The sequence below is a fragment of the Micromonospora sp. NPDC023737 genome, assembly GCF_040639715.1.
Classification (GTDB): Bacteria; Actinomycetota; Actinomycetes; order Mycobacteriales; family Micromonosporaceae; genus Micromonospora.
In genome coordinates this window covers 422,860-443,695 of sequence record NZ_JBFAAL010000005.1, presented here as the reverse complement: position 1 = coordinate 443,695, position 20,836 = coordinate 422,860, and the positions used below count along the sequence as shown (strand labels likewise).

Below are 20,836 nucleotides of genomic sequence, written 5' to 3'. Positions count from 1 at the left end.
AGGAACGTTCGTCGGTACGGGATGGTTGTCGGCGCTCAGCACGGGGTCCGCACGCGATGCCGGCTCCCGCTCGGCAAGCTCCCGGATCGCCCGTCGTCAGCGCGCCGGCGAGCCCTCGATCGTCCGGCGTGCACCGCGGCGATCACGGACAGCGCCGCGACGAACGCGATGTAGAGGTAGGCCGTCGCCTCCAGCCCCCACCAACGGGTCAGCAGGCCAGCCGCCACAGCCGGAATGCTCAGTGCCGTGTAGCTGACCACATACGCGGCGGAGAACACTTCCGCGCGGGCCTCCGCGCTGGTCGCCGCGCTGATGGCGCGCAGGGTTCCGTTGAACGCCAACCCGGCGCCCAGCCCGGCGACGACCGAGCCGACGACGAAGGCGATCACGGAGGTGAGCACCAGGGCCACCGCCAGCCCCGCGCACCCGAGAGCCAGGCACACGGCCCCCAGCGAGGCGACGGCCCGGGGCGAGTGCCGGACGGCCCACACCCCGCCCGCGCTGTTGGCGAGGAACAGCAGCGCGATGCTGAGCCCACCCGCGGCGCCGAACGTCACGTGCAGCACGGTGCTCACCAGGGACGGGGTGAGCGCCAGGAACAGTCCGGCCATGGACCAGCCCGCGACGAGGGCGGGGACCGAGGCGAGGAACTCCGGCCGGGCTTCCCGGGGAACGCGGACGCGCGGTCGCAGCGACGCCAGTCCACCGGCCCGCCGGGTGTGTGGCTCGGGGATCGCGAGGACCAGCACCGCGAGGCTCACGAACGCCAGCGTCAGGACGGGGAACACGTACGCGTCGGGATGCCTGGTCACCTGGACGAGCAGTCCGACGCCCCCCGCGCCGACCGCCATGCCGACGCCGGTGCCCACGGCTGCCGAGGTGGCCCCCAGGTGCGGCCGTCCCTCGGGTGCGAACTCGACCAGCCCGGCGGCGAGCGCGGCCGTCGCCGTCCCGGCGGCGAGGCCCTGCACCACGCGGGCGATCATCAGCATCCCCACCCCGTCGGCGGCCCAGAAGATCGCCGTGCTGGCCGCCGCCACGAGCAGGGCGGCGACCAGCACCGGACGGCGACCCAGGTGATCGCTGAGCGACCCGACCGTCAGCAGAGCGCCGAGCAGACCGGCGACGTACACGGCGAAGACCACCGTCAGCAGCGTCACCGAGAAGCCCCAACGCTCCCGGTACAGCGGGTAGATCGGCGACGGCGCGCTCGCCGTCGCCATCAGCAGCACGTTCGCACAGACGAGCAGGACGAACGAAGCCCGACGTCCGAGCCGGCCTCCGCTCTCGAAGGAACTCACAGCAGTCATCGCGATGGCCCTGTGCGGGTCAGCTTTCCCAGGGCGAGTTGAGGATGGCTTCGACCACGTTCGTGTGCCGGAAGCCCGGCATGAAATGTTCGAGGATGTCGGAGTTCATGGTGCCGTCCGTGGTGTGGGGGCGGTTCTTGAGCCCGTCGACGTGGGCTCGCAGGAACTCGTTCTTGAAGTCACCGCGTGGGTGGGCGGCGAGGATTTCGTTCACCTGATCGGGATCCAGTCCCTCCAGACCGACGCCGATCACGTCGGTCGCGATGCCGAGCTGTGTGAACGCGATCTCCGGGGCCATCCGCTCCGGGATGCCGAGCGTCGTGTGCAGCGCGATCGCCAGCCAGACGGTCTCGGCTCCGGCGGTCGAGAAGCCCCGGTCCAGGAGGAACTTGCGCGCGTGGTCGGCGCCGTCGACTTCGAAGCGCTGCACGGTGTCGGAGAACGGAGTCTGAAGGCCGACGTCGTGGAACACGGCCGACAGGTAGAGCAGCTCCGGATCCGGCTGCACCCCGAACTTCTGCGCGTGCATCAGGCTGAAGAGGAAGGTTCGCCGGGAGTGGTGGTAGATGGGGGGCCTCGTCATCTCCTGTACCAGCTTGGTCGCTTCGGCGACGGCCGCTGTGTCAGGAATCTCCAACCCCGCGATGACCTCTGGCATGACCTCTGGACTCTCTGTGAAATGTGTCGGCGGCGGACCGTGTGTCCGTTCACCATGCTGCTCACCGACGGGGGTGCGGCGCCGCCTTCGTCAGGCCAGGAATCACTCATATCCGGACGGGGCGAGGCGCATCCGGGTGCGCGACGGTTCGCGGCACCGCTGGCTGATTCGGGAACATGACCGCCACCGCCGGTCGCACCGTCGCACCCCGCGAGGCCGATACGCCTACGGGCCGATACCTCAGAGTCATAAATATGCCTCTGAGGTATCAAGCTCACGGCAATGCACCCACCCACCGGCGAACGGCACCCGTGAATCCTCACTAGCCACGCCAGGTTGTGCCCGTTATCGGCGGGAGATAACGCCGGGTTCGTTCGCAAGCTCCCCGCTCACGAGGATCCCCGTCATCCTCGGTGTCGCGGTGTGCTACCACTGGACGGTGCCCCTGCCTCCTACGTCGTCGACCCGACGGCGGTCAGCGCCGCCGAGCTCCGGCTGGTCGCCGCGCGGATCCGGCCCCACGGGGCCCGAAGTGGTGATCCCCGGCCCCCACCGCGTCGCGATCCTCGTGTACGACGGAGTCACGTTGCTCGACGTCGCCGGACCGGCGGAGGTGTTCAAGGAGGCGAACCGGTTCGGCGCCGACTACCAGATCATGCTGCTGTCGCCGACCGGAGCGGACGTCATGTCGAACCTCGGGGTGCGGCTCGCCGTCGACGACGCCGTCTCCGCGGAGCCGGCTCTCGACACGTTGCTGGTGTCCGGATCCGACCTCTTTCCGCGCGCCCATGTCCCCGGCCACCTGGCGGACGCGGTGCGGATACCGGCAGCCGCGGCCGGCCGGGTCGCGTCGATCTGCACCGGGGCTTTCGTCCTCGCCGCCGCCGGCCTCCTCGACGGCAAGCGCGCGACCACGCACTGGAAGGTCGCGCACGAACTCGCCACCCGGTACCCGACGTGCCGCGTCGAGCCCGATGCGATCTACGTTCGCGATGGCACCACGTACACCTCGGCCGGAGTGACGGCCGGAATCGACCTGGCGCTCGCCCTCGTCGAGGAGGACCACGGGCCCGACCTGGCGCGCGACGTCGCCCGAGCCCTGGTGGTGTACATGCAGCGCGCGGGCGGCCAGTCCCAGTTCTCGGCACCGCTGCAGGGACCACCGCCCCGCTCGCCGGCCCTCCGCAAGATCACCGACCTGGTGACGGCGAACCCCCGGGGGGACCACTCGCTCGGTGAGCTCGCGAGACATGTCAACGTGAGCACCCGGCAGCTCACCCGGCTCTTCCACGACGAACTGTCCACGACACCGGCCCGGTACGTGGAGAACATCCGGTTCGACATGGCCCGTGCGCTCCTTGATCAAGGACACACCGCGTCGCAGGCCGCGGCCGTCGCCGGGTTCCCCAGCTACGAGAGCATGCGCCGGGTCTTCTCCAGGAAGCTGTCGATCAGCCCGGCCGCCTACCAACGCCGGTTCAGCACCGCCCGCCGCACCAGCGCGGGTCAGTAGGTGCGACAGCGGTGCGGCGAGCCGAGCCCGTCGCACCGGTGGTGGGGCGCCGATGGACGAGACCCGAGCGGCCGGAGTCGTGCGGACATCGCCGTTGGCCGAAGAAGACCTTGCGGCGGTACGTTCGGTAGCGATGGGAAGAACCGGTGCCATTCGGGAGCAACGTTGAGCGTGCTGGACGGAATTCTTGACGGTGTCCGCGCCGACCTGGCGACACGGCAGAGCGCGGTCCCGCTGGCGGAGCTGAAGGCACGCGTCCACGACACCCCACCGGCCCTGGACGTGCTCCCGCGTTTCCGCGCGCCCGGTGTCTCGATCATCGCCGAGGTGAAGCGCAGCAGCCCGAGCAAGGGTGCGCTCGCCGACATCCCGGACCCCGCGGCCCTCGCGAGGGAGTACGCGGCGGGTGGCGCGGCGGCGGTCAGCGTACTGACCGAGCAACGGCGGTTCGCCGGCTCGCTCGCCGACCTGGACACCGTCCGCCGGGCCGTGGACATCCCGATCCTGCGGAAGGACTTCATCCTCACGCCTTACCAGGTGTGGGAGACCCGCGCGCACGGGGCGGATCTGATCCTGCTGATGGTGGTCTCGCTCGACGGCGGGCTGCTCGCCGACTTGCTGGGCCTGACCCGCGAACTCGGGCTGACCGCGCTGGTCGAGGCGCACACCGCCGACGAGCTCGCCCGAGCCGTCGAGGCGGGCGCTGACCTGATCGGCATCAACGCGCGCGATCTGACCACCCTCGAGGTGGACCGCACGGTCTTCAAGCAGCTGGCCCCCGCCATCCCCACCGGGACGATCGCGGTGGCCGAGTCCGGCGTCTCCGGGCCTGAGGACGTCGCCGAGTACCGCCAGTGGGGTGCCGACGTCGTGCTGGTGGGTGAAGCGCTGGTGCGCTCGGGCGATCCGCGCACCTCGGTGCGGGAGTTCATGGCGGCGGCCGGCGACTGACCCCGACCGTCCGACAAGGACGGCGCTCCCCGTTCCCGAGCACAGCACCGTTGAAGACACCAGTGGGGATTTCGCATGGACCTGGCGTTCGATGATTCAGCGCCGACCGGCCCGGTGGTCGTGTGCCTCCCGATGTTCGGCATGACGCGCGCCGCCATGGCCGCAGCCTTCGCTCCGGCATTCGCAGGTGCCGGGGTGCGAGAGATCTACCTGGACCTGCCCGGCCACGGAGACTCTCCAGCGAACTGCCGAGCCACATCCGAGGCGGTGCTGGACACCGTGTGCGCGTGGCTCGACCGCCACGTCGACAAGCCGGTCCTGCTGGCTGGTGCGTCCTACGGCGGCTACCTCGCCGCCGGAATCGCGCGCCAACGGCCCGAGATCGTCAGTGGCCTGCTTCTCGTCTGCCCGGGCGTCAAGATCTTGCGGGAGGACCGGGACCTGCCTGAGTTCGAGCCGCCCGAAGCGCCCACGGGTTGGCTGGACGACGCCCCGGCCGAACTGCGCCCACACCTCGACGTGGCTCTGGGCCATCGCACCTCGGCTGTCGTCGCGACGGTGCTCACGGCCTTGGCGTCCGGCGGGCCCGGCGATGAGAAGTTCCAGGAAGAGCTACGCGGGGGCCCCGACTACGCCCTTCCCGACGAGGATGCCGGCTTCGTCTTCGGCGGTCCGGTCAGCGTGATCACCGGCCGACAGGACGGGATAGTCGGCTATGCCGACCAGTTCCGCTCCATGCGTCACTATCCCCGGGGCACCTTCACCGTGGTTGACGCGGCCGGGCACTACCTGCCGTTCGAACAACCCGCGCTGTTGCGGTCGCTGGCCCAGGATTGGCTGCACCGAACGAGGAGCTGACGAGGAGGCCGGGTCACCGACCCTGGGACGACAGGCCGGCGACGTGTTCCTCGCCGACCGCCACGGGCTTGTGCTGACGGATCCGCCGGGCCGTACGGCGTACCGCCTCGGCCGTGGCGGCGTGCGCCGCAACCGGCCCGACGACGGCGAGCGCGGCGACCAGACCGGCCAGGACGGACCCTGCCGCGGACACGTCGGTGGCCAGCGCCACCGCCGCCGCGCCGAGCGCGGCGAGCAGCATCGCCCCTCCCCCGCCGATCAGGGCGCCCATGAACCGGCCCCGACGCCGCGCCGTCACCTGACCGACCAGGACGGCCGGGACCACCAGCAGCGGCACCACGACGAAACCCACCAGGGCGGCGACCAGCACGAAGACCGGTCCCGCGAGCGGCCCGCCCGGATCCGTGCCCGTGATCAGGGCGTAGCCGAGCAGGCCGAGGTAGCTCACCAGTCCCTCGAAGGTGACGACGAGCCAGGCGACCACCGCACCGGCGACGTGTCGAGCGATCGTTCCCACAGAGCACCCCCGTGCCACCGACGCGTCCGGCCTCGTCGGTGGACAGACGCTATCGCAACGGCCCGTGATCGTGGGGGCACGTACTGGGAGATCAGACGCCGACCCGCTGGGGTGGGACGGTTAGGCCGTAGAGAGCCATCAATTCGGGCGTGTCCACCCGGCTGCCGTCGGCCACCGTGTCGCAGGCGATGTCGACGATCTGGTCCTTGTGCGCCAGCAGGTACGGCCGCGCACCGACGTCGGCGCTGGCCAGGGTCGCGATGCCGGCCCAGTGCCGGCGGCCGAAGAGCATCGGGTAGCCGCGCAGCCCGTCGTAGGTGGCGCAGACCAGCACGTCCGGGTACGGCAGCGCGGCCACCCGCCGCACCGCGGCCGGGGTCAGCCCCGGCATGTCGACGGGTACGACCACCACCGCCTCGACCAGCTCGTCGTCTATCGCGGCGAGTCCGGCGCGGATGGACGAGCCGACCCCGGTCCCCCACGCCCGGTTGACCACCACCGTGGACCCGGTCAGGTCGGCCGTCTCGCGTACCTGGTCTGCGGCAGCGCCGAGCACCACCACGATCCGCTCGCAGCCCGCCTCGGTCATCGTGTCGATCATCCGGTTGACCAGGGGTTTCTCTCCCTGGTGCAGCAGGGCCTCCGGGCCACCGATCCGGCGGCCGCCGCCTGCGGCGATGATCATTCCTGCGATCCGGTTCAGCTGCGCCCCCTCGAGCATGGGACCGGCTGGTCCCGTCCTACGGAGACTGCAACGAGCACGGCCGACCGGGGGTGGCGGGGCGAAAAGGAGAAAAAGCACAACCGTTATGCATCGGGCGGGGCGTCGGCGACTGTGCCGACGATCAGGGGCGACGCAACGCAGGCGATGGCAGCGGCGACCGGTCAGCCGACCCGGATGGGATCGGCGTCGGCCCGCCACCGCCAGTTCCGCCGGACGTACCGGACCCGCAGGCCGGCACGCTCCAGGTTGGCCAGGGACTGGTTCTTCGTACCCTCCGCCGGCTGCCCCGTCTCCGCGATCAGCCACCGGCAGCCAGCCGCCCGCGCCGCCTCGGCGCGAGCCGCGATCAGGGCCGACTGCACCCCGAGGTTACGGTGGCTGGGCAGCGTCGCCCCGGAGTTGAGCGCGCCGACCGGGCCCCGCACGAAGAGGTTCGCGCCGCCGACCAGGTCGGCACCGTCCCAGACACCGTACGGATGGAACTGGGGATGTCCGACGCTCGCCGCCACCATCCCGGCGAGCCCCTCGGTCGGCATGCCGAAGGCCCGCAGGAGCACCTCCGCCCACTCCTCGGCGTCGCTCTCGCCGACCGGGCCGACCCGCAGCCGGGTACCGGCCACGGGCGTGACCTCCGCGATCGGGGCCGCCAGCTTCACCCACGACGTCGCCGGCTCGATCCCGTACGCGGCGCGGATGTCGTCCCACTCGGCCGGCAGGACCGACGGGGCGATCTGGATCACCGCCTCCGGCGTGCCCTGGGCCCGGTAGAAGGCGACGATCCGATCCACCAGCTCACGAGTGACAGGTTCGGCGAAGCCGAAGCCGAGCGCCTTGCTCCAGTAGGAGACCGGGTCGTTGCGCATCGACAGGACCACGCCGCCACCGATTCGGCTGGTGGTGATCCCGAGCCGCTCCCGGTCGACCGGCGGCGTCGCCGTCTCGTACGCGTACATGAAGTCCGCCTCGGCCGCCTCGGCCATCGCGGTGGTCAACTCTTGGTCCGTCGTACTCACGCCGACAGGATGCCGTAGTTCACGCGGACGACCCGGCAGCCATGGCGCAGCGTTACGTCGGTCACGCCACGAGGGCAGGGGGCCGCGCCGGGCACGCTCGTGCCCACCGCCGGCACGACGCGGGGCCGGCCGGTGACCGTCACGCGGCGTCCGCGTAGCAGTCGACGACGGACAGATCCAGCGGGAACCGCACCGGAGTGTCGCCGAACAACAACCGGGACGCCCGTTCGCCGGCCCGGGTGACCGCCTCGGCCACCGCGTCGGCCTGCTCGGCCGGGGCGTGCACGATCACCTCGTCGTGCTGGAAGAACACCAGCTCGGCCCCGGTGCCCGCGAGGTCACCGCGCAGCGTCGCCAGCAGCGTGGAGGCCCACTCGGCGGCGGTTGCCTGGATGACGAAGTTGCGGGTGAACCGGCCCCGGGACCGGGCCGCGCGGGCCCGTGAGCTCTGCGGGTCGGCGACGTCCGGATCGAACCCGCCGTCCCCCGGATCCGCGAACCCGCCCGAGCCGGGCGGACACGTCCGCCCCAGCCAGGAGCGCACCAGGCCACCGGCCTCGCCGGTGCGCGCCGCCGCCTCCACGTAGCCGAACGCGGTCGGGTAGCTGCGCTTGAGCACCGCCAGCGCGGGCACCGCCGCGCCGCCGGTCTGGCCGTACATGGCGCCGAGCAGCGCCACCTTGGCCCGGGACCGATCGCCGCCGAACGAATCCTGGGCCAGGGCGGCGTAGAGGTCGCCCGCCCCGCCCGCCGCGGCGAGGCGGGCATCGCCGGAGACCGCGGCGAGCACCCGGGGTTCGAGCTGGCCCGCGTCGGCGACGACGAGCCGCCAGCCCGGGTCGGCCACCACCGCCCGCCGGATCACCTTGGGGATCTGCAACGCCCCGCCGCCGCGGGTGGCCCACCGGCCGGAGACCACCCCGCCGGGTACGTACTCCGGCTGGAACCGGCCGTCGCGCACCCACTGCTCGCGCCACGACCAGCCGTGCGCCGTCCAGATCCGGTAGAGCTCCTTGTATTCCAGGACGAGCGGCACCGCCGGGTGGTCGACCCCGCGCAGCACCCAGGCCCGGGTGTTGGGCAGCTCCACCCCGGCCCGGGCGAACGCGCGCAACAGCTCCGCCGGGGAGTCGGCGTGCAGCTGGCGTACGCCGAACGCGTCGGCGATCCGGGCGGCCAGCTCGGCCAGCCGGCGGGGCGGGCCGCCGACCGGGGACGGTTCGCCGAGCAGCTCGGTGAGGATCTCGTCGTGCACGTCGGCGCGCCAGGGCAGCCCGGTGGCCCCCATCTCGGCGGCGATCAGCGCACCGGCCGACTCGGCGGCGACGAGCAGCCGGAACCGCCCGGGGTGCGCGGTGGCGGCGATGCGGGCGAGCTGGTCGGCGTACACCCGGACGAGCGCGTCGATGCCCGGGCCCGGCGCGCCGGACGGGGTGTCGAAGAGCGCGTCCTGCCCGAGGCCGGGGGGCGCGGGCGCGCGCGGCGGCGGGTCGGGCGGCACCGGCGCGCCGGTCAGCCGGGCCCAGGCGGCGGCGAGCGAACGGGGCTCGCCCCAGCGTCCGGCGTGGCCGAGCAGCAGCGCCTCGGTCAGCTCGACGTCGTGACACCGGTCGACCCGGACCCCGGCCCGCAGCAGGCCCGGGTAGACCGCCGGGCCGGACGCCCACACCCAGCGCGGGTGCGCGTCGCACTCTCGGGCAGCCACCGCGGCGGGCAGGTCGGCCACCCGCTCCGGCGGACCGGCGGGCCGCCCACCGTCGTCGAGCGCCTGCAGCACGCCACCACTGCCGCCCTCGTCACCCACCACCGCCACCAGCACGGATGCGATTCTGCCTCGCCCCCCTGACACCCGACCCGTGGAACACCTCGTGCACGGAAAGAGTGGCTATCCCCCGTGTAATAGCCACTCTTTCCGTGCACGAGGCCCCATCTCGGGCCGTGGGGTTACTTGACGGCGCCGGAGGTCAGGCCGGACTGGATCTGGCGCTGGAAGATCGCGTACACGATGATCATCGGCAGGATCGCGATGGTGAGGGCGGCGAAGAGTCCGGACCAGTCGGCCTCGTAACCGGCGTTGACCGAGATGTCGGCGATGCCCTGGGTGAGCACCCACTTGTCCTTCGCGTTGGAGAGCAGCACCAGCGGCAACTGGTACTGCGCCCACTGGCCGATGACGTTGAAGATCGTGAGGCTGATCAGGCCCGGCTTCGCCATCGGCAGCATCACCTGGAAGAACAGCCGGGTGTGCGAACAACCGTCGATCATCCCCGCCTCGGCCACCGAGGACGGCAGCGTCTTGAAGAACGCGGCCAGGAAGAAGATCGTGAACGGCAGCGAGTACGCGATGTAGACCAGCACCAACCCGGTGTGGGTGTTCAACAGGCCGAGATTCTTCACCACGAAGAAGAGCGGCACCAGGGCCAGGAAGACCGGGAAGGCCAGGCCGGAGACGAACAGGTAGTAGATCACCCGGTTGCCCCAGAACTTGTACCTGGCCAGCACGTACGCCGCCATCGAGCCGAACAGCATGGTGCCGAAGGTGCTGAAGCCGACAACGATCACACTGTTCAGGAAGTACCGCCCGACGTTCGCCTTGGTCCAGGCCCGGGCGTAGTTCTCCCAGCGCAGTTCCCCGGGCAGGGTCCACGGGCTGCTGAAGATCTCGGTGGTGTTCTTGAACGAGGCCAGGAACGTCCAGAGGATCGGCACGATCACGATCACCGCCCAGACGGCGAGCGCCACGTGACCGAGACCGGCGAGCAGTCGTACCTCGGAAGGTCGGCCCTTCCCGCGCCGCCCGGCGCCGTTCCGGGTCCCGGTGTGGGGCAGCGCCGCCGGTGTCGGCGGCAGCGTCGACTGCGGGTTCATCAGTACTCCACGCTTTCCCGCTTGCTGAGCCGCAGCGTCAGGGCCGCGAACGTGATGGTCAGGAAGAACAGCGCCACGCCCATCGCCGACGCGTACCCGTACTTCGAGTAGACGAAGGCGTTGCGGTAGATCTCCATCGCCAGGACGGTGGTGGCGCCGTCCGGGCCGCCACTGTCCACCGAGAGCACCGCCACGATGGCGAACGCGTCGAACGCGGCGATACCGAGGTAGACCCAGGCGACCTGGAGGGTGTCCCAGAGCAGCGGCAGGGTGACCCGGAAGAAGAGCGTGACCCGGGTCGCGCCGTCCATCTCGGCGGCCTCGTAGATCTCGGTCGGGATGGACGCCATCCCGGCGGAGAAGAGCACCACGTAGAAGCCGACCGCCTGCCAGACCAGCACCGCGAGGATCGACCAGAGAGCCAGGTTCGGCTTGATGAGGAACAGCACCGGCTCGAAGCCGAGCTTCATCAGCACGCCGTTGATCAGGCCGGACTCGTTGGGCCGGTACACCATCTGGAACAGCACCGCGATGATTGCCACGGCCAGGACCTGGGGGAAGAAGAACACCACCCGGTAGAACTTCGACCCCCAGACCCCCTGGCGTTGGCCGCCGCTGCTCTTTCCGCCCACGTTGAGCAGGAAGGCGAAGAACAGCGCGATGGCAATGGTGATCAGCGGCAGGGCAAGGAGCAGTACGCCGTGGTGCTGGACCGCCTTCCAGAAGCTGCCGTCGTCCAGCAGTCTCCGGTAGTTGTCGAAGCCCACCCACTGTGGAGCCGACAGGCCCCGCCAGTTGGTCATCGAGATCTGGAACGCCTGCGCGTACGGCGCGATGACGAAAACCACGTACAGCGTGACCGGGACGAACAGGAACCCGATCACGAACGGATACTTGCCGTGCCGCATGACCCCTACGCTCCGATCAGCGCTTGAACTTGGTGACGGAGGTGTCCTTCTTGATCGCGTCAGCGCGCTTCTGGACCCGGTCCGCGAACGCGTCCGCCTTGATCCGACCGAACATCAGCTCGTTGGTGGCGGTCCGCGCCTCCGTGTCGAGCTCCTTGTACCAGTTGTCGAACATCATGTTGAACACGTTCGCGCCGGCCGCCTTGAGCGCGGCCTGCGAGCTGGCCACGCCGGGCGGGAACTGGTAGCCCTCGCTGCCGGCCGGCACGACGGTGGCCGCGCCGACGGTCTCGGTGAAGCCCCGGGCACCCGCCTTCGAGAGCATCTGCCGCATGTACTCCATCCCGCCGCGCGGGTTCTTGCTCTTGGCCGAGACGAAGTATCCCTCGCCGCCGGCCGCCCGGATAGCGTTGGCCGGCAGCTTGTCCGACGCGGTGAGGCTGGGTACCGGCATCAGCTGGTAGTTGAAGCCGGGCGGCGTGTCCTTCTTCTGCTCGTTCTCCAGCCAGTCCCCGGACGGGTAGAAGGCGAGCTTGCCCTGGTTCTGCCGGAGCTGCACGTCGGTGTGCTTGAGCCCCTCGAAGCTCTTGTCCGAGTACTTGGCGCCGATCTCGGCCCACGCCTCGGCGGCCTGCACGACGGCGTCCTGCTTCCAGGCGCCGTCCTCCAGGTTGTCGATGTTCTTCAGCACGTCGGGGCCGCCGATCTTCGCGGCGTGCGTCAGGATCACGTTCCACTGGTAGTAGGCCGCGTTCGCCCCGGCGTACCCGTACGGCGTGATGCCCTTGGCCTTGATCTGCTCGCAGAGCGCCTTGAACTGCTCCCAGTTGGTGGGCGCGGTCCAGCCGTTGTCGGTGAACAGCTTCCCGGAGTACCAGATGCCGTAGACCGTCGAGACGTAGTACAGCACGAACGGCTTGCGCTGCCCGTCGGCGGTGTCGAACATGCCCTGCTCGACGACGCCCGGGATCACCGTGTCGCGCACCTTCTTGTTCGGGTCGTCGACCGACGGCGCGTCCCACAGCTCGGTGAGGTCCTGCAACTGGCCGTCGTTGACGAGCGCGCCGAAGTCGAGGAACTTCTCGCCCGAGTTGTTGACGAACTCGGGCGGGTTGCCCCCGGCGAACCGCGGCTGGAGCACGGTGGAAACCGCCTGGGTCGCCTGGTGCTTGACCTCGGACTTGGGGAACGCCTGCTTGTACAGCGGCTCGTGCACGTCGGTGGCGTACTTCTCGCCGTAGCCGCCGTTGAAGATGATCACCTCGATCGGCGCGTCCTCCTTGATGCCGAGCGGGTTGGTGGCGCTCTTGGTGCCGCCGGAGACCTGCTCGGTCTCCCCGTCGCCGCCACTGGTGGCGCAGGCACCGAGGAGGCCGGCGGCGGGGAGGGCCAGGCCGACGGCGGCGGCCCGGCGCAGCACTGTCCGGCGGCTCAGGTCCACCGGGTTCTCGGGGGTAACGGACATCGTCGTCTCTCCTTGTGGGATTCGAGTCAGGCGGTGCGCCGGAGACGCCCGGCGTACCGCGACTCGAGGGCGAGGTTGTGCTCGTCCCCGCCGGGGACGTTGGCGGAGAGGTAGATAGGGGGTACCTCTCCGGCCTGGTGGAACCGTCGTACGACCTCCGCGGTCAGCAGCTGCGCCAGCAGCGCGGTGGTGACCGAGGAGACCGCACAGACCGCGCCACCGCCATCGAGCGGCAGCAGTGCGTCGCCGTACGGTGCGCCGTTGTCCAGCACGACGTCGGCGAGGTCGGCGAGCCGCCGGCCGGACGGGTGCCGGGGTACGGCTCGCACGGTGTGCTCTACCGAGGTGACCGCGATCAACGGATGACCGCGGTCGGTGACCAGCCTCGCGAGCTCGACGACCGAGCCGTTGATGCCGGACTGGGACGCCACCACGAACACGTCCCGCGGTTCGGGGGCCGCGAGCGCGTAGATCCGGTGGGCGATGGAGGGGTCGCGCTCCAGCTTCGGGTCGGCGAGCACGTCACGCGGGGCGTCGCCGTGCAGCACCAGGTCGTGCACCGAGAGCCGGTTGCTGGGAACCAGCCCGCCGGCCCGGGCCACGAGTTCGGCCGCGAACGCCTCGGAGTGGCCGGCGCCGAAGGCCTGGAGCACTCCCCCGGCGCGCAGGCTGGCGGTGATCAGGTCGGCGGCCCGGCCGAGCCCGTCGGACTGGGTGTCGACGAGCCGGTCGAGCAGCGGGCGGACGGCGTTCGCGTACCCCTGGGCGCTGATCATGACGCGGCTCCCTTCGCGGCCTTGTGGCCGTCGACGGCCTGCGCGGTACGCCGGAAGGCCGCGTGGGCCCGGTCGTGCGTCCGCTGCGCCACGGCGATGTAGAGCAGGTCGAGCACGACCAGTTGCGGGTGCCGCGCGCTGAGCGCGTCCGGCCGGAAGGTGGTCGCCTGGCTGGCGGTGACCAGGACGATGTCGGCCAGCTCGGCCAGCGGCGAGCGGGGAAAGCCGGTGAGCGCCACGGTGGTGGCGCCCCGGCTGCCCGCCTCGGCGAGCATCTCGATGGTCTCCCGGGTCTGCCCGGTGTGTGAGATGCCGAGCGCCACGTCGCCGGGGCGTAGCAGCGCGGCGCTGGCCAGGCCCTCGTGCACGTCGTTCCAGGCCCACGCCGCGACTCCGATGCGGTGCAGGCTGAACTGCATCTCCTCGCCCACCAACGCGCTGCCGCTGGCGCCGAAGATGTTCACCCGGGACGCGCCGGCGATCGCCACCGCGGCCCGCTCCACCTCGGCGAGGTCGAGCAGCGCGGCGGTGTCGTGCATGGCGCGGGTGTCCGCGGCGATGACCTGGTCGAGCACTCGGGTGAGCGGGTCACCGGGCTGGATCTCCCGTCCGATGTCGACGGTCCAACCGGCGGACCGGGCCCGCCCGGTCTCCGCCGCGATGCCCAGTCGCAGGTCGGCGTAGCCCTCGAAGCCCATGGCGCGGCAGAACCGGGTGACGGTGGCCGGCGAGGTGCCGCTGCGCTCGGCCAGTTCCACGATGGTGGAACGGGCGGCGCTCTCGGGGTCGCTCAGCACGTGCTCGGCGACCCGGCGCAGCGCCCCGGTCAACTTGTCGAGGCCGGTGCGGACCCGGGCGAGCACGCCATCGCTGGCGGCGGCGCGCGCGCCCCGCCGGTTGAACACGTCGGCGTCGACCACCGCGGTCCCCGCGGAGGTGTCCACCTCGTGATCAACCATGGGACGCCTTTCGAAAAGACTGTTAACTGATAGTGGTAAAAGTTCTTACTGCGGGCCCCTCTGTGTCAAGACCGTGGGCGAAGTTTTCAAACTGTTACCTGCTACGCGATCTCGGACGATGTCCGGCGCTTGCCCCACATCCCGCGGACGACCAGCATGAACGCGACGTCGATCAAGAGGTGGGGTGCGGATGTCCGGAACCGTCGTGGTGGGGCTCGACGTCGGAGGTACCTCCACCCGGGCCACCGCCCTCGGGTTGGACGGGCAACGCTTGGGCACCGGCCGGGCCGGCGGCGGCAACCCCACCAGCCATGGCGCCGAGCGGGCCGCGACCGAACTGCTGGCCGCGCTGCGCGGGGCGCTCGCGAACGTCGACCCGACCCGGGTGCGCGCCGGGGCCATCGGCCTGGCCGGGGCCGGCCGCCTGCTCGCCGATCCCGCCGGTCGGGCGGCCTTCGACCGGGCCTGGCGCGACGCCGGGCTGCGCTGCCCGTACGCGGTGTACGGCGACGCGCTGGTCGCGTACGCCTCGGGCACCGCCGACCCCGACGGCACGGTGCTCATCGCCGGCACCGGCGCCATCGCCGCCGGGGTACGCGAACTGCGGCTGGACCGTGTCGCGGACGGACACGGCTGGCTGCTCGGCGACGCCGGCTCCGGGTTCTGGCTGGGCCGGGAGGCGGTCCGCCGGCTGCTGGTCGACCTGGACAGCGGTCGCGCGCCGGCCGAGCTGGGCCGACAGTTGCTCACCGATCTGCTCGGCTCGGCCGAGGTGGCGCCGCGCGCCCGGGACACCGTCGACGCGCTCATCCAGGTGGTGACCCGCCGCCCGCCGGTGGAACTGGCCCGGCTCGCACCGGCCGTGGTCGCCGCCGCGGTGGCGGGCGAGCCGGCGGCGACCGGGCTGATCGTCGACGCCGCGACCCACCTGATCGACAGTGTGAGCCGCATCCGGGCGGCCGACGCCGGCAGCCCGCTCGTGCTCGGCGGCGGGCTGCTGACCGGGGACACCCCGCTCGCCGCCGCGGTCCGGGCCGAGGCCGCCCGGCGTTGGCCGCAGGCACCACTGCGCACTGCCGGCGACGGCGCCGCCGCCGCGGCCTGGCTCGCCGCCCGGGACCTGCCCGAGGTGATCGACCCGGCCGCGCTGCACGCCCTCCTGGTCGCTCCGACGCCCTGATCGCAAGGGCGGCGTACGGCGGTGAGCGAGCAGATCGGATTCGGTCTCCACCGGACGGGTCCTGGCGACTGCGGTTACCGGCCGAGCCCGGCGAGCGGGCCCGACGTCACTTGAGCTGACCGGCGGTGAGGCCGGACTGCACCTGACGCTGGAACAGCACGTAGACGACCAGTACGGGCACTGTGGCGATGGTGAGGCCAGCGAAGAGACCGCTGTAGTCACCCTGGTAGCCCTGACTGACCGCCAACGCGGTGAGCCCCTGCGCCAGCACCCACTTCGAGTCGTCGCCCTGCATGAGCACCTGGGGCAGGATGAACTGGTTCCACTGACTCAGGAAATTGAAGATCGCTATACTGATCATTCCCGGTCTGGCCATCGGCAGCATGACCCGGAAGAAGAGCCGGAAGTGACCACATCCGTCGATCAGCGCCGCCTCCGCGACCGCAGTCGGCAGGGTCCGGAAGAACGCGGTCAGGAAGAAGACGGTGAACGGCAGCGAGTAGGCCGCGTACACCAGAACGAGACCCGTCCAGGTGCCGAAGAGGCCGGCGTTGCGCACCACGAAGAAGAGCGGCACGAGAGCCAGGAAGACCGGGAACATCATCCCGCCGACGAACAGGTAGTAGGCGACCTGCCGGCCGCGGAACTCGTACCGGGCGAAGACGTACGCGGCCGCGGCGCCCATCAGCATGGTCAGGGTGAGCGAGCCGGCCACCACGATGGCGCTGTTCAGGAAGTAGCGGCCGATGTGCGCCTCGGTCCACGCCCGGGCCCAGTTGTCGAACCGCAACGACCCGGGCAGCCCCCACGGGTCGGACAGGATCTCCCCGTCGCTCTTGAACGAGCTGACGAACATCCACAACAGCGGCAGTACGGTCAACAGCCCCCAGAGCAGCAGGAAGCCGTGTGAGAAAACATTGGCGGCACCCGTTTCGCGGCGCAGCCCACGGTCCCGCGGCACCCGCCGGTCGTCGGCGGCGGCGCCCTCGGACGCGGGCCTGTCGAGAATGGTCACGAGTACTCGATCCGATCACGCCGCGCGGTCCGCAGGGCCAGTACCGCCACCGACAGGGTCAGGAAGAACAGCACCACGCCGATCGCCGAGGCGTACCCGAACTTGCTCTCGCTGCCGAACGCCGTCTCGTACATCCGCAGGCCGATGACGTCGGACGAGAAGTTCGGGCCGCCGTTGGTCATCTGCTGGATCAGGATGAACCCGTCCAGCGCCGCGATGGCCAGGTAGATCCAGGCGACCTGCACGGTGTCCCAGAGCAGCGGGATGGTGACCCGGCGCAGGGTGGTCCACCGGGACGCGCCGTCGAGCAGCACCGCCTCGTAGATGTCGCGCGGGATGGCCGACATGGCCGTGCCGAAGAGCACCACGTAGAAGCCCACGTTGGCCCAGACCATCACCGCCAGTACGCACCAGAAGGCCGTCCGGGGATCGCCGAGCCAGGTCGGTGCGGGTAGGCCGACGGCGCGGAGAGTGCCGTTGAGCAGGCCGCTGTTGGGGTGGTAGACCTCTTTCCAGAGCAGGGCGATGATCACCACCGAGAGCACCTGCGGGAAGAAGTAGACCATCCGGTAGACCGCCGTGCCCCGTACCCCGGTCACCCCGGCCCGGCCCTTGCGGCCGCCCATGTTGAGCATGGTGGCGAAGAAGAGGCCCAACCCGATCGTCAGCACCGGCACCACGGCGAGCAGCAGCGCGTTGTTCTTGAGCGCGTTCCACACCCGCCCGTCGTGCAGCAACGTCTCGAAGTTGGCCAGCCCGACCGGGTCGGCCTCGGCCGAGTAGCCGAGCCAGTCGGTCGTCGAGATCTGGAAGGCCTGCAGGTACGGCGAGACGACGAAGACGAGGTACAGCAGCAGCGGCGGCACCAGGAACGTCAGGATCAGCGGGTACTTGCCATGTCTCACGAGTTGGGCCTACTCCCGGAAGCGGTGACCGGTGGGGATCGCGCGTCCCCACCGGCCGGACGTCACGCGGTCCGCTTGTACTTCTTGATCGAGCTGTCCTGGGCGATCGAGTCGGCGCCCCGCTGGCACTGGTCGAGGAACTCCGCCGGACCGATCCGGCCGCTGAAGAACTCGCCGCACGCCGCGTCGATGAGCTCCCGCTCCAGCTTCCGGTAGTAGTTGTTGTAGACCCAGTTGAAGCCGTTGCTGCCGGAGGCGTCGAGTGCCTTGACCACCGTGCCGAGACCGAACGGCAGCTCGACGCCGTCGGTGGAGCCGGCCACGATGGTCAGGCTGGCGACCTTCCGCGTGAAGTCCTGCGCCCCCTTGAGCGAGAGCATGGTCCGGAAGTACTCCAGGCCGCCGGCCAGGTTCTTCGCCTTGGCCGGCACCATGAACGGCTCGCCGGCGGTGCCGCGGATCGCCTCGTACGGGAGCTTGTCACCACTGCCCAGGCTCGGCGTCGGCTGGATGATCATGTTGAAGCCCTCGGGAGTGACCTTCTTTTGCTCGCTCTCCAGCCACGAGCCGCAGGAGATGAAGGCGGCCTTGCCCTGACACCACTCGGTCTGCGACTGCACGTGGTCCAGGCCCGGCGAGCCGTCCAGGATGAACTTGTCCTTGACGATCTGGTGCCAGGCGTCGGCCGCCGTCTTCATCGCGTCGGACTTCCAGGCGTTCGGCTCCAGGTTGTCGATCGCCATGGCGACGGAGGGGCCGCCGAGCTTGACCGCGGTGGCGATCAACGGCCAGCTCATGTAGCGGGGGTGCTTGCCGGCGTACGTCCAGGGCGCGATGCCCGCGGCCTTGATCTGCCTGCAGAGCGCGATGTGCTCGTCCCAGGTCTTCGCGTACTGCCAGCCCCGGTCTCCGAAGAGCTTGGTGGAGTGCCAGATGCCGTACGCGGTGTAGGTGTAGTTCAAGACCAGGAACCTGCCGTCGTACGACCCGACCTCGACCGCGCCGGGCAGCAGGGTTTCCTTGACCGTCTTGCCGGGGATGTCGAGGCTCGGCGCGTTGAGCAGCTCCCCCAGGTCGGCGATGGCGTTCTGGGAGACCAAGCCGTTGAAGTCGATCTGACCGGCGCCGGAGTTGTTCACCACGTCCGGCGGGGTGCCGTCGACGAAACGCGGCTGGAGAGTCTTGTTGATCTCCTGCGTCGACGAGTGCTCGATCTCCGCCTTCGGGTACTTCTCCTTGTACATGGCCTCGTGGGCCTTGGCGTACTCCTCGCCGAACCCACCGTTGAAGATCACGACCTCGAGCGGGGCGTCTTCCTTGACGCCGAGCGGGTTCTGCGCACTCTTCGTGCCCTTGTACGTCTCCGCGTCGCTGTCGCCGCCACCGGTGGCGCAGCCGGCGAGCAGACCGGCGGCGGGAGTGGCCAGCAGGCCGGCGGCGGCGGTCCGCCGCAGGATGTCACGCCTGTTCATGCTCTCTCCTCGGTTCAGGCCGGGCAGCCGTCGATGAGTGGGGGTGGGCGGCCGCCGTACGAGGCGCGGGGGGACTGTTGATTGTCTTCAGTTCACAAATTGTTGCTGAAGAATTTCTACGACAGCCGGGGTGCGGACCGCAATACCTGCGCATCGAACCGTTATCCAGGCGCACGTCGACGGGCGTCACCACCGGGCACCAGAGCACCCGGGGCGACGATGCCCGCCGGATCCCCACCCGCGCTCACTCCCGGGACCGGCCCGCCCTCCGGCGCCGCAGCAGCACCACGGCGATGACGACGGCCGCGACCACGCCGGGACCGCAGTGGACCAGCAGCACCCCGGCCAGGCCCGGTCCGCCCCAGTCGTGCCGGTAGGTGGCCGGATCATTCATATCGATCACGAACGGCTCGGCAAGCGACCGGACCACCAGATAGAGGCCCAGAACCAGACCGAGAACCGACGCTGCCTTCCGCACTGGCCGCTCCGTCCATCGTTGTCGATGTATCCGCGAGGCCATGCTGCTCCCGGCCGCAGACCGGCACATCGGACCACGGGTTGACTCGCGGCGTCGTACGACAGAGCCAGGCCTCCGGCCGGAACACCCGACCGCCACGGTCCGCGCCCTCTGACGCCGGCGGCGGCGGGCCCGCCGGTACGATCCGACCGTGCCCGAGCCGCCCGATCCGCCGCAGCCCGGGCCCGCCGGCCCGGCCGGGTCCAGCCCGGTCACCGGTGGGACGGTGCCACTACCGCTGACGGGCGGAACGGTGGCGGGCGACCCCGGCGTACTCGTCGACGGTATCGCCGCGTGGGTCGGCTCCACGCCGCTGCGTGAGCTGGTCGACCGGTTCCGGGGCCGCTGGCCGGCCGGCGACCTCGCCGCCGTCCTCGCCGGCCTGGACGACTTCTCCGCGACACACTGGGACTTCCGGGGCGGCCGGGAGCGGCCCGACGCCCGCGAGCCCGACCTCGACCCGTCGACGTCACGGCTCGTGCCGGACGCGGCGACCGCACTCGGAATGGTCCGGGCCGCCCCGCCGGCGCTACCCCGGTACGCGCACCTGCTCGTGCTCGGCGGCCTGGCGTCCGCCTGCCTGCGGCGGGTGGCGTACGCCGCGCACCTGCTGCGCCACGGTACCCGGGTGGCCGGCGAGGTGGCGGTGCTGGGCAGCTTCCGGCCACTGTCCGCAACGGAGCGGCGCACCCTGGCCGATGCCGGGGTGACCGACGCCGACACCGAGGTCGACGCGCTCGACGCGGCGGTGCGGCTCGCGTTCGGCGTGACCCGGCCCGCCCGAGAGGACGGCGTGGACGCGGGGCACCCGCACCGATCCTGGTCGTCGCGAACGTACCGCCCGACCGGCTCCCCACCGGTGCGGGTGCTGGCCGCCCCGTCCAGTGAACCGCAGCACCGCCGCGCGCACACCGCCGACACCCAACGCTTCTGGGCCGGGCACGCCCGGCTCTCCCCCGGCGACCAGGTGCTGCTGGTGACCCACCCGATCTACGTGCCGTTCCAACACTGCGACGCGCTGCGTACCCTCGCGGTGCCGTACGACGCTGGGATCGACACGGTCGGCGTCGACCCCGCGATGCCCGACCCGGTCCGGCTACCCGAGCCCACACTCACGCCGGGACGCTACCTCCAGGAGATCCGCTCGGCCATCCGCTCGATGCGTTCCCTGCACACCACCCTCGGGCACGAGGGGTGACGCCCCTTCGCACCCGTTCCCACCGGTGG

20 protein-coding genes are annotated in these 20,836 nt (G+C 70.9%); 5 read left to right on the top strand and 15 right to left on the bottom strand.

Features of this window, described 5'->3' with window-relative positions; translation table 11 throughout:
• Positions 1–35 precede the first annotated feature (35 nt).
• Together AB0F98_RS15330 and AB0F98_RS15325 are read right to left on the bottom strand one after the other, a co-directional pair.
• Complete coding sequence (locus AB0F98_RS15330) at positions 36–1,310, bottom strand: MFS transporter (RefSeq protein ID WP_357734640.1); 1,275 nt, start codon at positions 1,308–1,310, stop codon at positions 36–38.
• 19 nt (positions 1,311–1,329) lie between these two features.
• Entirely contained in the window at positions 1,330–1,893 is a 564-nt protein-coding gene (locus tag AB0F98_RS15325; RefSeq protein WP_357734634.1) for an HD domain-containing protein, read from the bottom strand.
• Positions 1,894–2,500: 607 nt separating this feature from the next.
• Between AB0F98_RS15325 and AB0F98_RS15320 the strand changes: the two genes are divergently transcribed.
• From AB0F98_RS15320 to AB0F98_RS15310, 3 genes are all read left to right on the top strand, one after another.
• The gene (locus AB0F98_RS15320; RefSeq protein WP_357734631.1) at positions 2,501–3,481 is read left to right on the top strand and encodes a GlxA family transcriptional regulator; all 981 of its coding nucleotides are present in this window, start codon (positions 2,501–2,503) and stop codon (positions 3,479–3,481) included.
• A gap of 171 nt (positions 3,482–3,652) precedes the next feature.
• Complete coding sequence (gene trpC, locus AB0F98_RS15315; protein ID WP_357734770.1) at positions 3,653–4,432, top strand: indole-3-glycerol phosphate synthase TrpC; 780 nt, start codon at positions 3,653–3,655, stop codon at positions 4,430–4,432.
• A gap of 75 nt (positions 4,433–4,507) precedes the next feature.
• Positions 4,508–5,290 (top strand): alpha/beta hydrolase, encoded by a 783-nt coding sequence (locus AB0F98_RS15310; protein WP_357734628.1) that lies wholly within the window; start codon positions 4,508–4,510, stop codon positions 5,288–5,290.
• A gap of 13 nt (positions 5,291–5,303) precedes the next feature.
• Here the strand turns inward: AB0F98_RS15310 and AB0F98_RS15305 are convergent, their stop codons facing one another.
• From AB0F98_RS15305 to AB0F98_RS15265, 9 genes are all read right to left on the bottom strand, one after another.
• Positions 5,304–5,807: a hypothetical protein gene (locus AB0F98_RS15305; protein ID WP_357734625.1), complete on the bottom strand. Its 504-nt coding sequence runs from the start codon at positions 5,805–5,807 to the stop codon at positions 5,304–5,306.
• Between the two features lie 91 nt (positions 5,808–5,898).
• Positions 5,899–6,492: an NTP transferase domain-containing protein gene (locus tag AB0F98_RS15300; RefSeq protein WP_357734622.1), complete on the bottom strand. Its 594-nt coding sequence runs from the start codon at positions 6,490–6,492 to the stop codon at positions 5,899–5,901.
• Positions 6,493–6,692: 200 nt separating this feature from the next.
• Positions 6,693–7,544 carry a GNAT family N-acetyltransferase gene (locus tag AB0F98_RS15295; protein WP_357734619.1) on the bottom strand — a complete coding sequence of 284 codons (852 nt, stop codon included), beginning with the start codon at positions 7,542–7,544 and terminating at the stop codon, positions 6,693–6,695.
• 139 nt (positions 7,545–7,683) lie between these two features.
• Positions 7,684–9,363, bottom strand: coding sequence for a bifunctional 3'-5' exonuclease/DNA polymerase (locus AB0F98_RS15290; RefSeq protein ID WP_357734616.1), 1,680 nt, complete (start codon positions 9,361–9,363; stop codon positions 7,684–7,686).
• A gap of 125 nt (positions 9,364–9,488) precedes the next feature.
• The gene (locus AB0F98_RS15285) at positions 9,489–10,412 is read right to left on the bottom strand and encodes a carbohydrate ABC transporter permease (RefSeq protein WP_357734613.1); all 924 of its coding nucleotides are present in this window, start codon (positions 10,410–10,412) and stop codon (positions 9,489–9,491) included.
• Positions 10,412–11,320 carry a sugar ABC transporter permease gene (locus AB0F98_RS15280; RefSeq protein WP_357734610.1) on the bottom strand — a complete coding sequence of 303 codons (909 nt, stop codon included), beginning with the start codon at positions 11,318–11,320 and terminating at the stop codon, positions 10,412–10,414. Before AB0F98_RS15280 ends, AB0F98_RS15285 begins: the two co-directional genes overlap by 1 nt.
• Before the next feature lie 16 nt (positions 11,321–11,336).
• The gene (gene ngcE / locus AB0F98_RS15275) at positions 11,337–12,785 is read right to left on the bottom strand and encodes an N-acetylglucosamine/diacetylchitobiose ABC transporter substrate-binding protein (RefSeq protein ID WP_357734607.1); all 1,449 of its coding nucleotides are present in this window, start codon (positions 12,783–12,785) and stop codon (positions 11,337–11,339) included.
• Positions 12,786–12,811: 26 nt separating this feature from the next.
• Positions 12,812–13,561 (bottom strand): SIS domain-containing protein, encoded by a 750-nt coding sequence (locus tag AB0F98_RS15270; protein WP_357734604.1) that lies wholly within the window; start codon positions 13,559–13,561, stop codon positions 12,812–12,814.
• Positions 13,558–14,520: a MurR/RpiR family transcriptional regulator gene (locus tag AB0F98_RS15265; RefSeq protein WP_357734601.1), complete on the bottom strand. Its 963-nt coding sequence runs from the start codon at positions 14,518–14,520 to the stop codon at positions 13,558–13,560. The genes AB0F98_RS15270 and AB0F98_RS15265 overlap by 4 nt, the downstream gene beginning before the upstream one ends.
• A 190-nt stretch (positions 14,521–14,710) precedes the next feature.
• Between AB0F98_RS15265 and AB0F98_RS15260 the strand changes: the two genes are divergently transcribed.
• Positions 14,711–15,700, top strand: a complete 990-nt coding sequence (locus AB0F98_RS15260) for a BadF/BadG/BcrA/BcrD ATPase family protein (RefSeq protein ID WP_357734598.1) — start codon at positions 14,711–14,713, stop codon at positions 15,698–15,700.
• 106 nt (positions 15,701–15,806) lie between these two features.
• On the opposite strand, the gene AB0F98_RS15255 is transcribed toward AB0F98_RS15260, so the two are convergent.
• The 4 genes from AB0F98_RS15255 to AB0F98_RS15240 all read right to left on the bottom strand — a co-directional run bounded on the left by AB0F98_RS15255 (position 15,807) and on the right by AB0F98_RS15240 (position 19,570).
• The gene (locus AB0F98_RS15255) at positions 15,807–16,715 is read right to left on the bottom strand and encodes a carbohydrate ABC transporter permease (RefSeq protein WP_357734595.1); all 909 of its coding nucleotides are present in this window, start codon (positions 16,713–16,715) and stop codon (positions 15,807–15,809) included.
• A complete protein-coding gene (locus AB0F98_RS15250; RefSeq protein WP_357734592.1) occupies positions 16,712–17,620 on the bottom strand; it encodes a sugar ABC transporter permease in 909 nt (302 codons plus the stop codon). Before AB0F98_RS15250 ends, AB0F98_RS15255 begins: the two co-directional genes overlap by 4 nt.
• 62 nt (positions 17,621–17,682) lie before the next feature.
• Positions 17,683–19,092 carry an N-acetylglucosamine/diacetylchitobiose ABC transporter substrate-binding protein gene (ngcE, locus tag AB0F98_RS15245; protein ID WP_357734589.1) on the bottom strand — a complete coding sequence of 470 codons (1,410 nt, stop codon included), beginning with the start codon at positions 19,090–19,092 and terminating at the stop codon, positions 17,683–17,685.
• A gap of 244 nt (positions 19,093–19,336) precedes the next feature.
• Positions 19,337–19,570, bottom strand: coding sequence for a hypothetical protein (locus tag AB0F98_RS15240; RefSeq protein WP_357734586.1), 234 nt, complete (start codon positions 19,568–19,570; stop codon positions 19,337–19,339).
• Between the two features lie 190 nt (positions 19,571–19,760).
• Between AB0F98_RS15240 and AB0F98_RS15235 the strand changes: the two genes are divergently transcribed.
• A complete protein-coding gene (locus AB0F98_RS15235) occupies positions 19,761–20,807 on the top strand; it encodes a hypothetical protein (protein WP_357734583.1) in 1,047 nt (348 codons plus the stop codon).
• Positions 20,808–20,836: the final 29 nt, after the last annotated feature.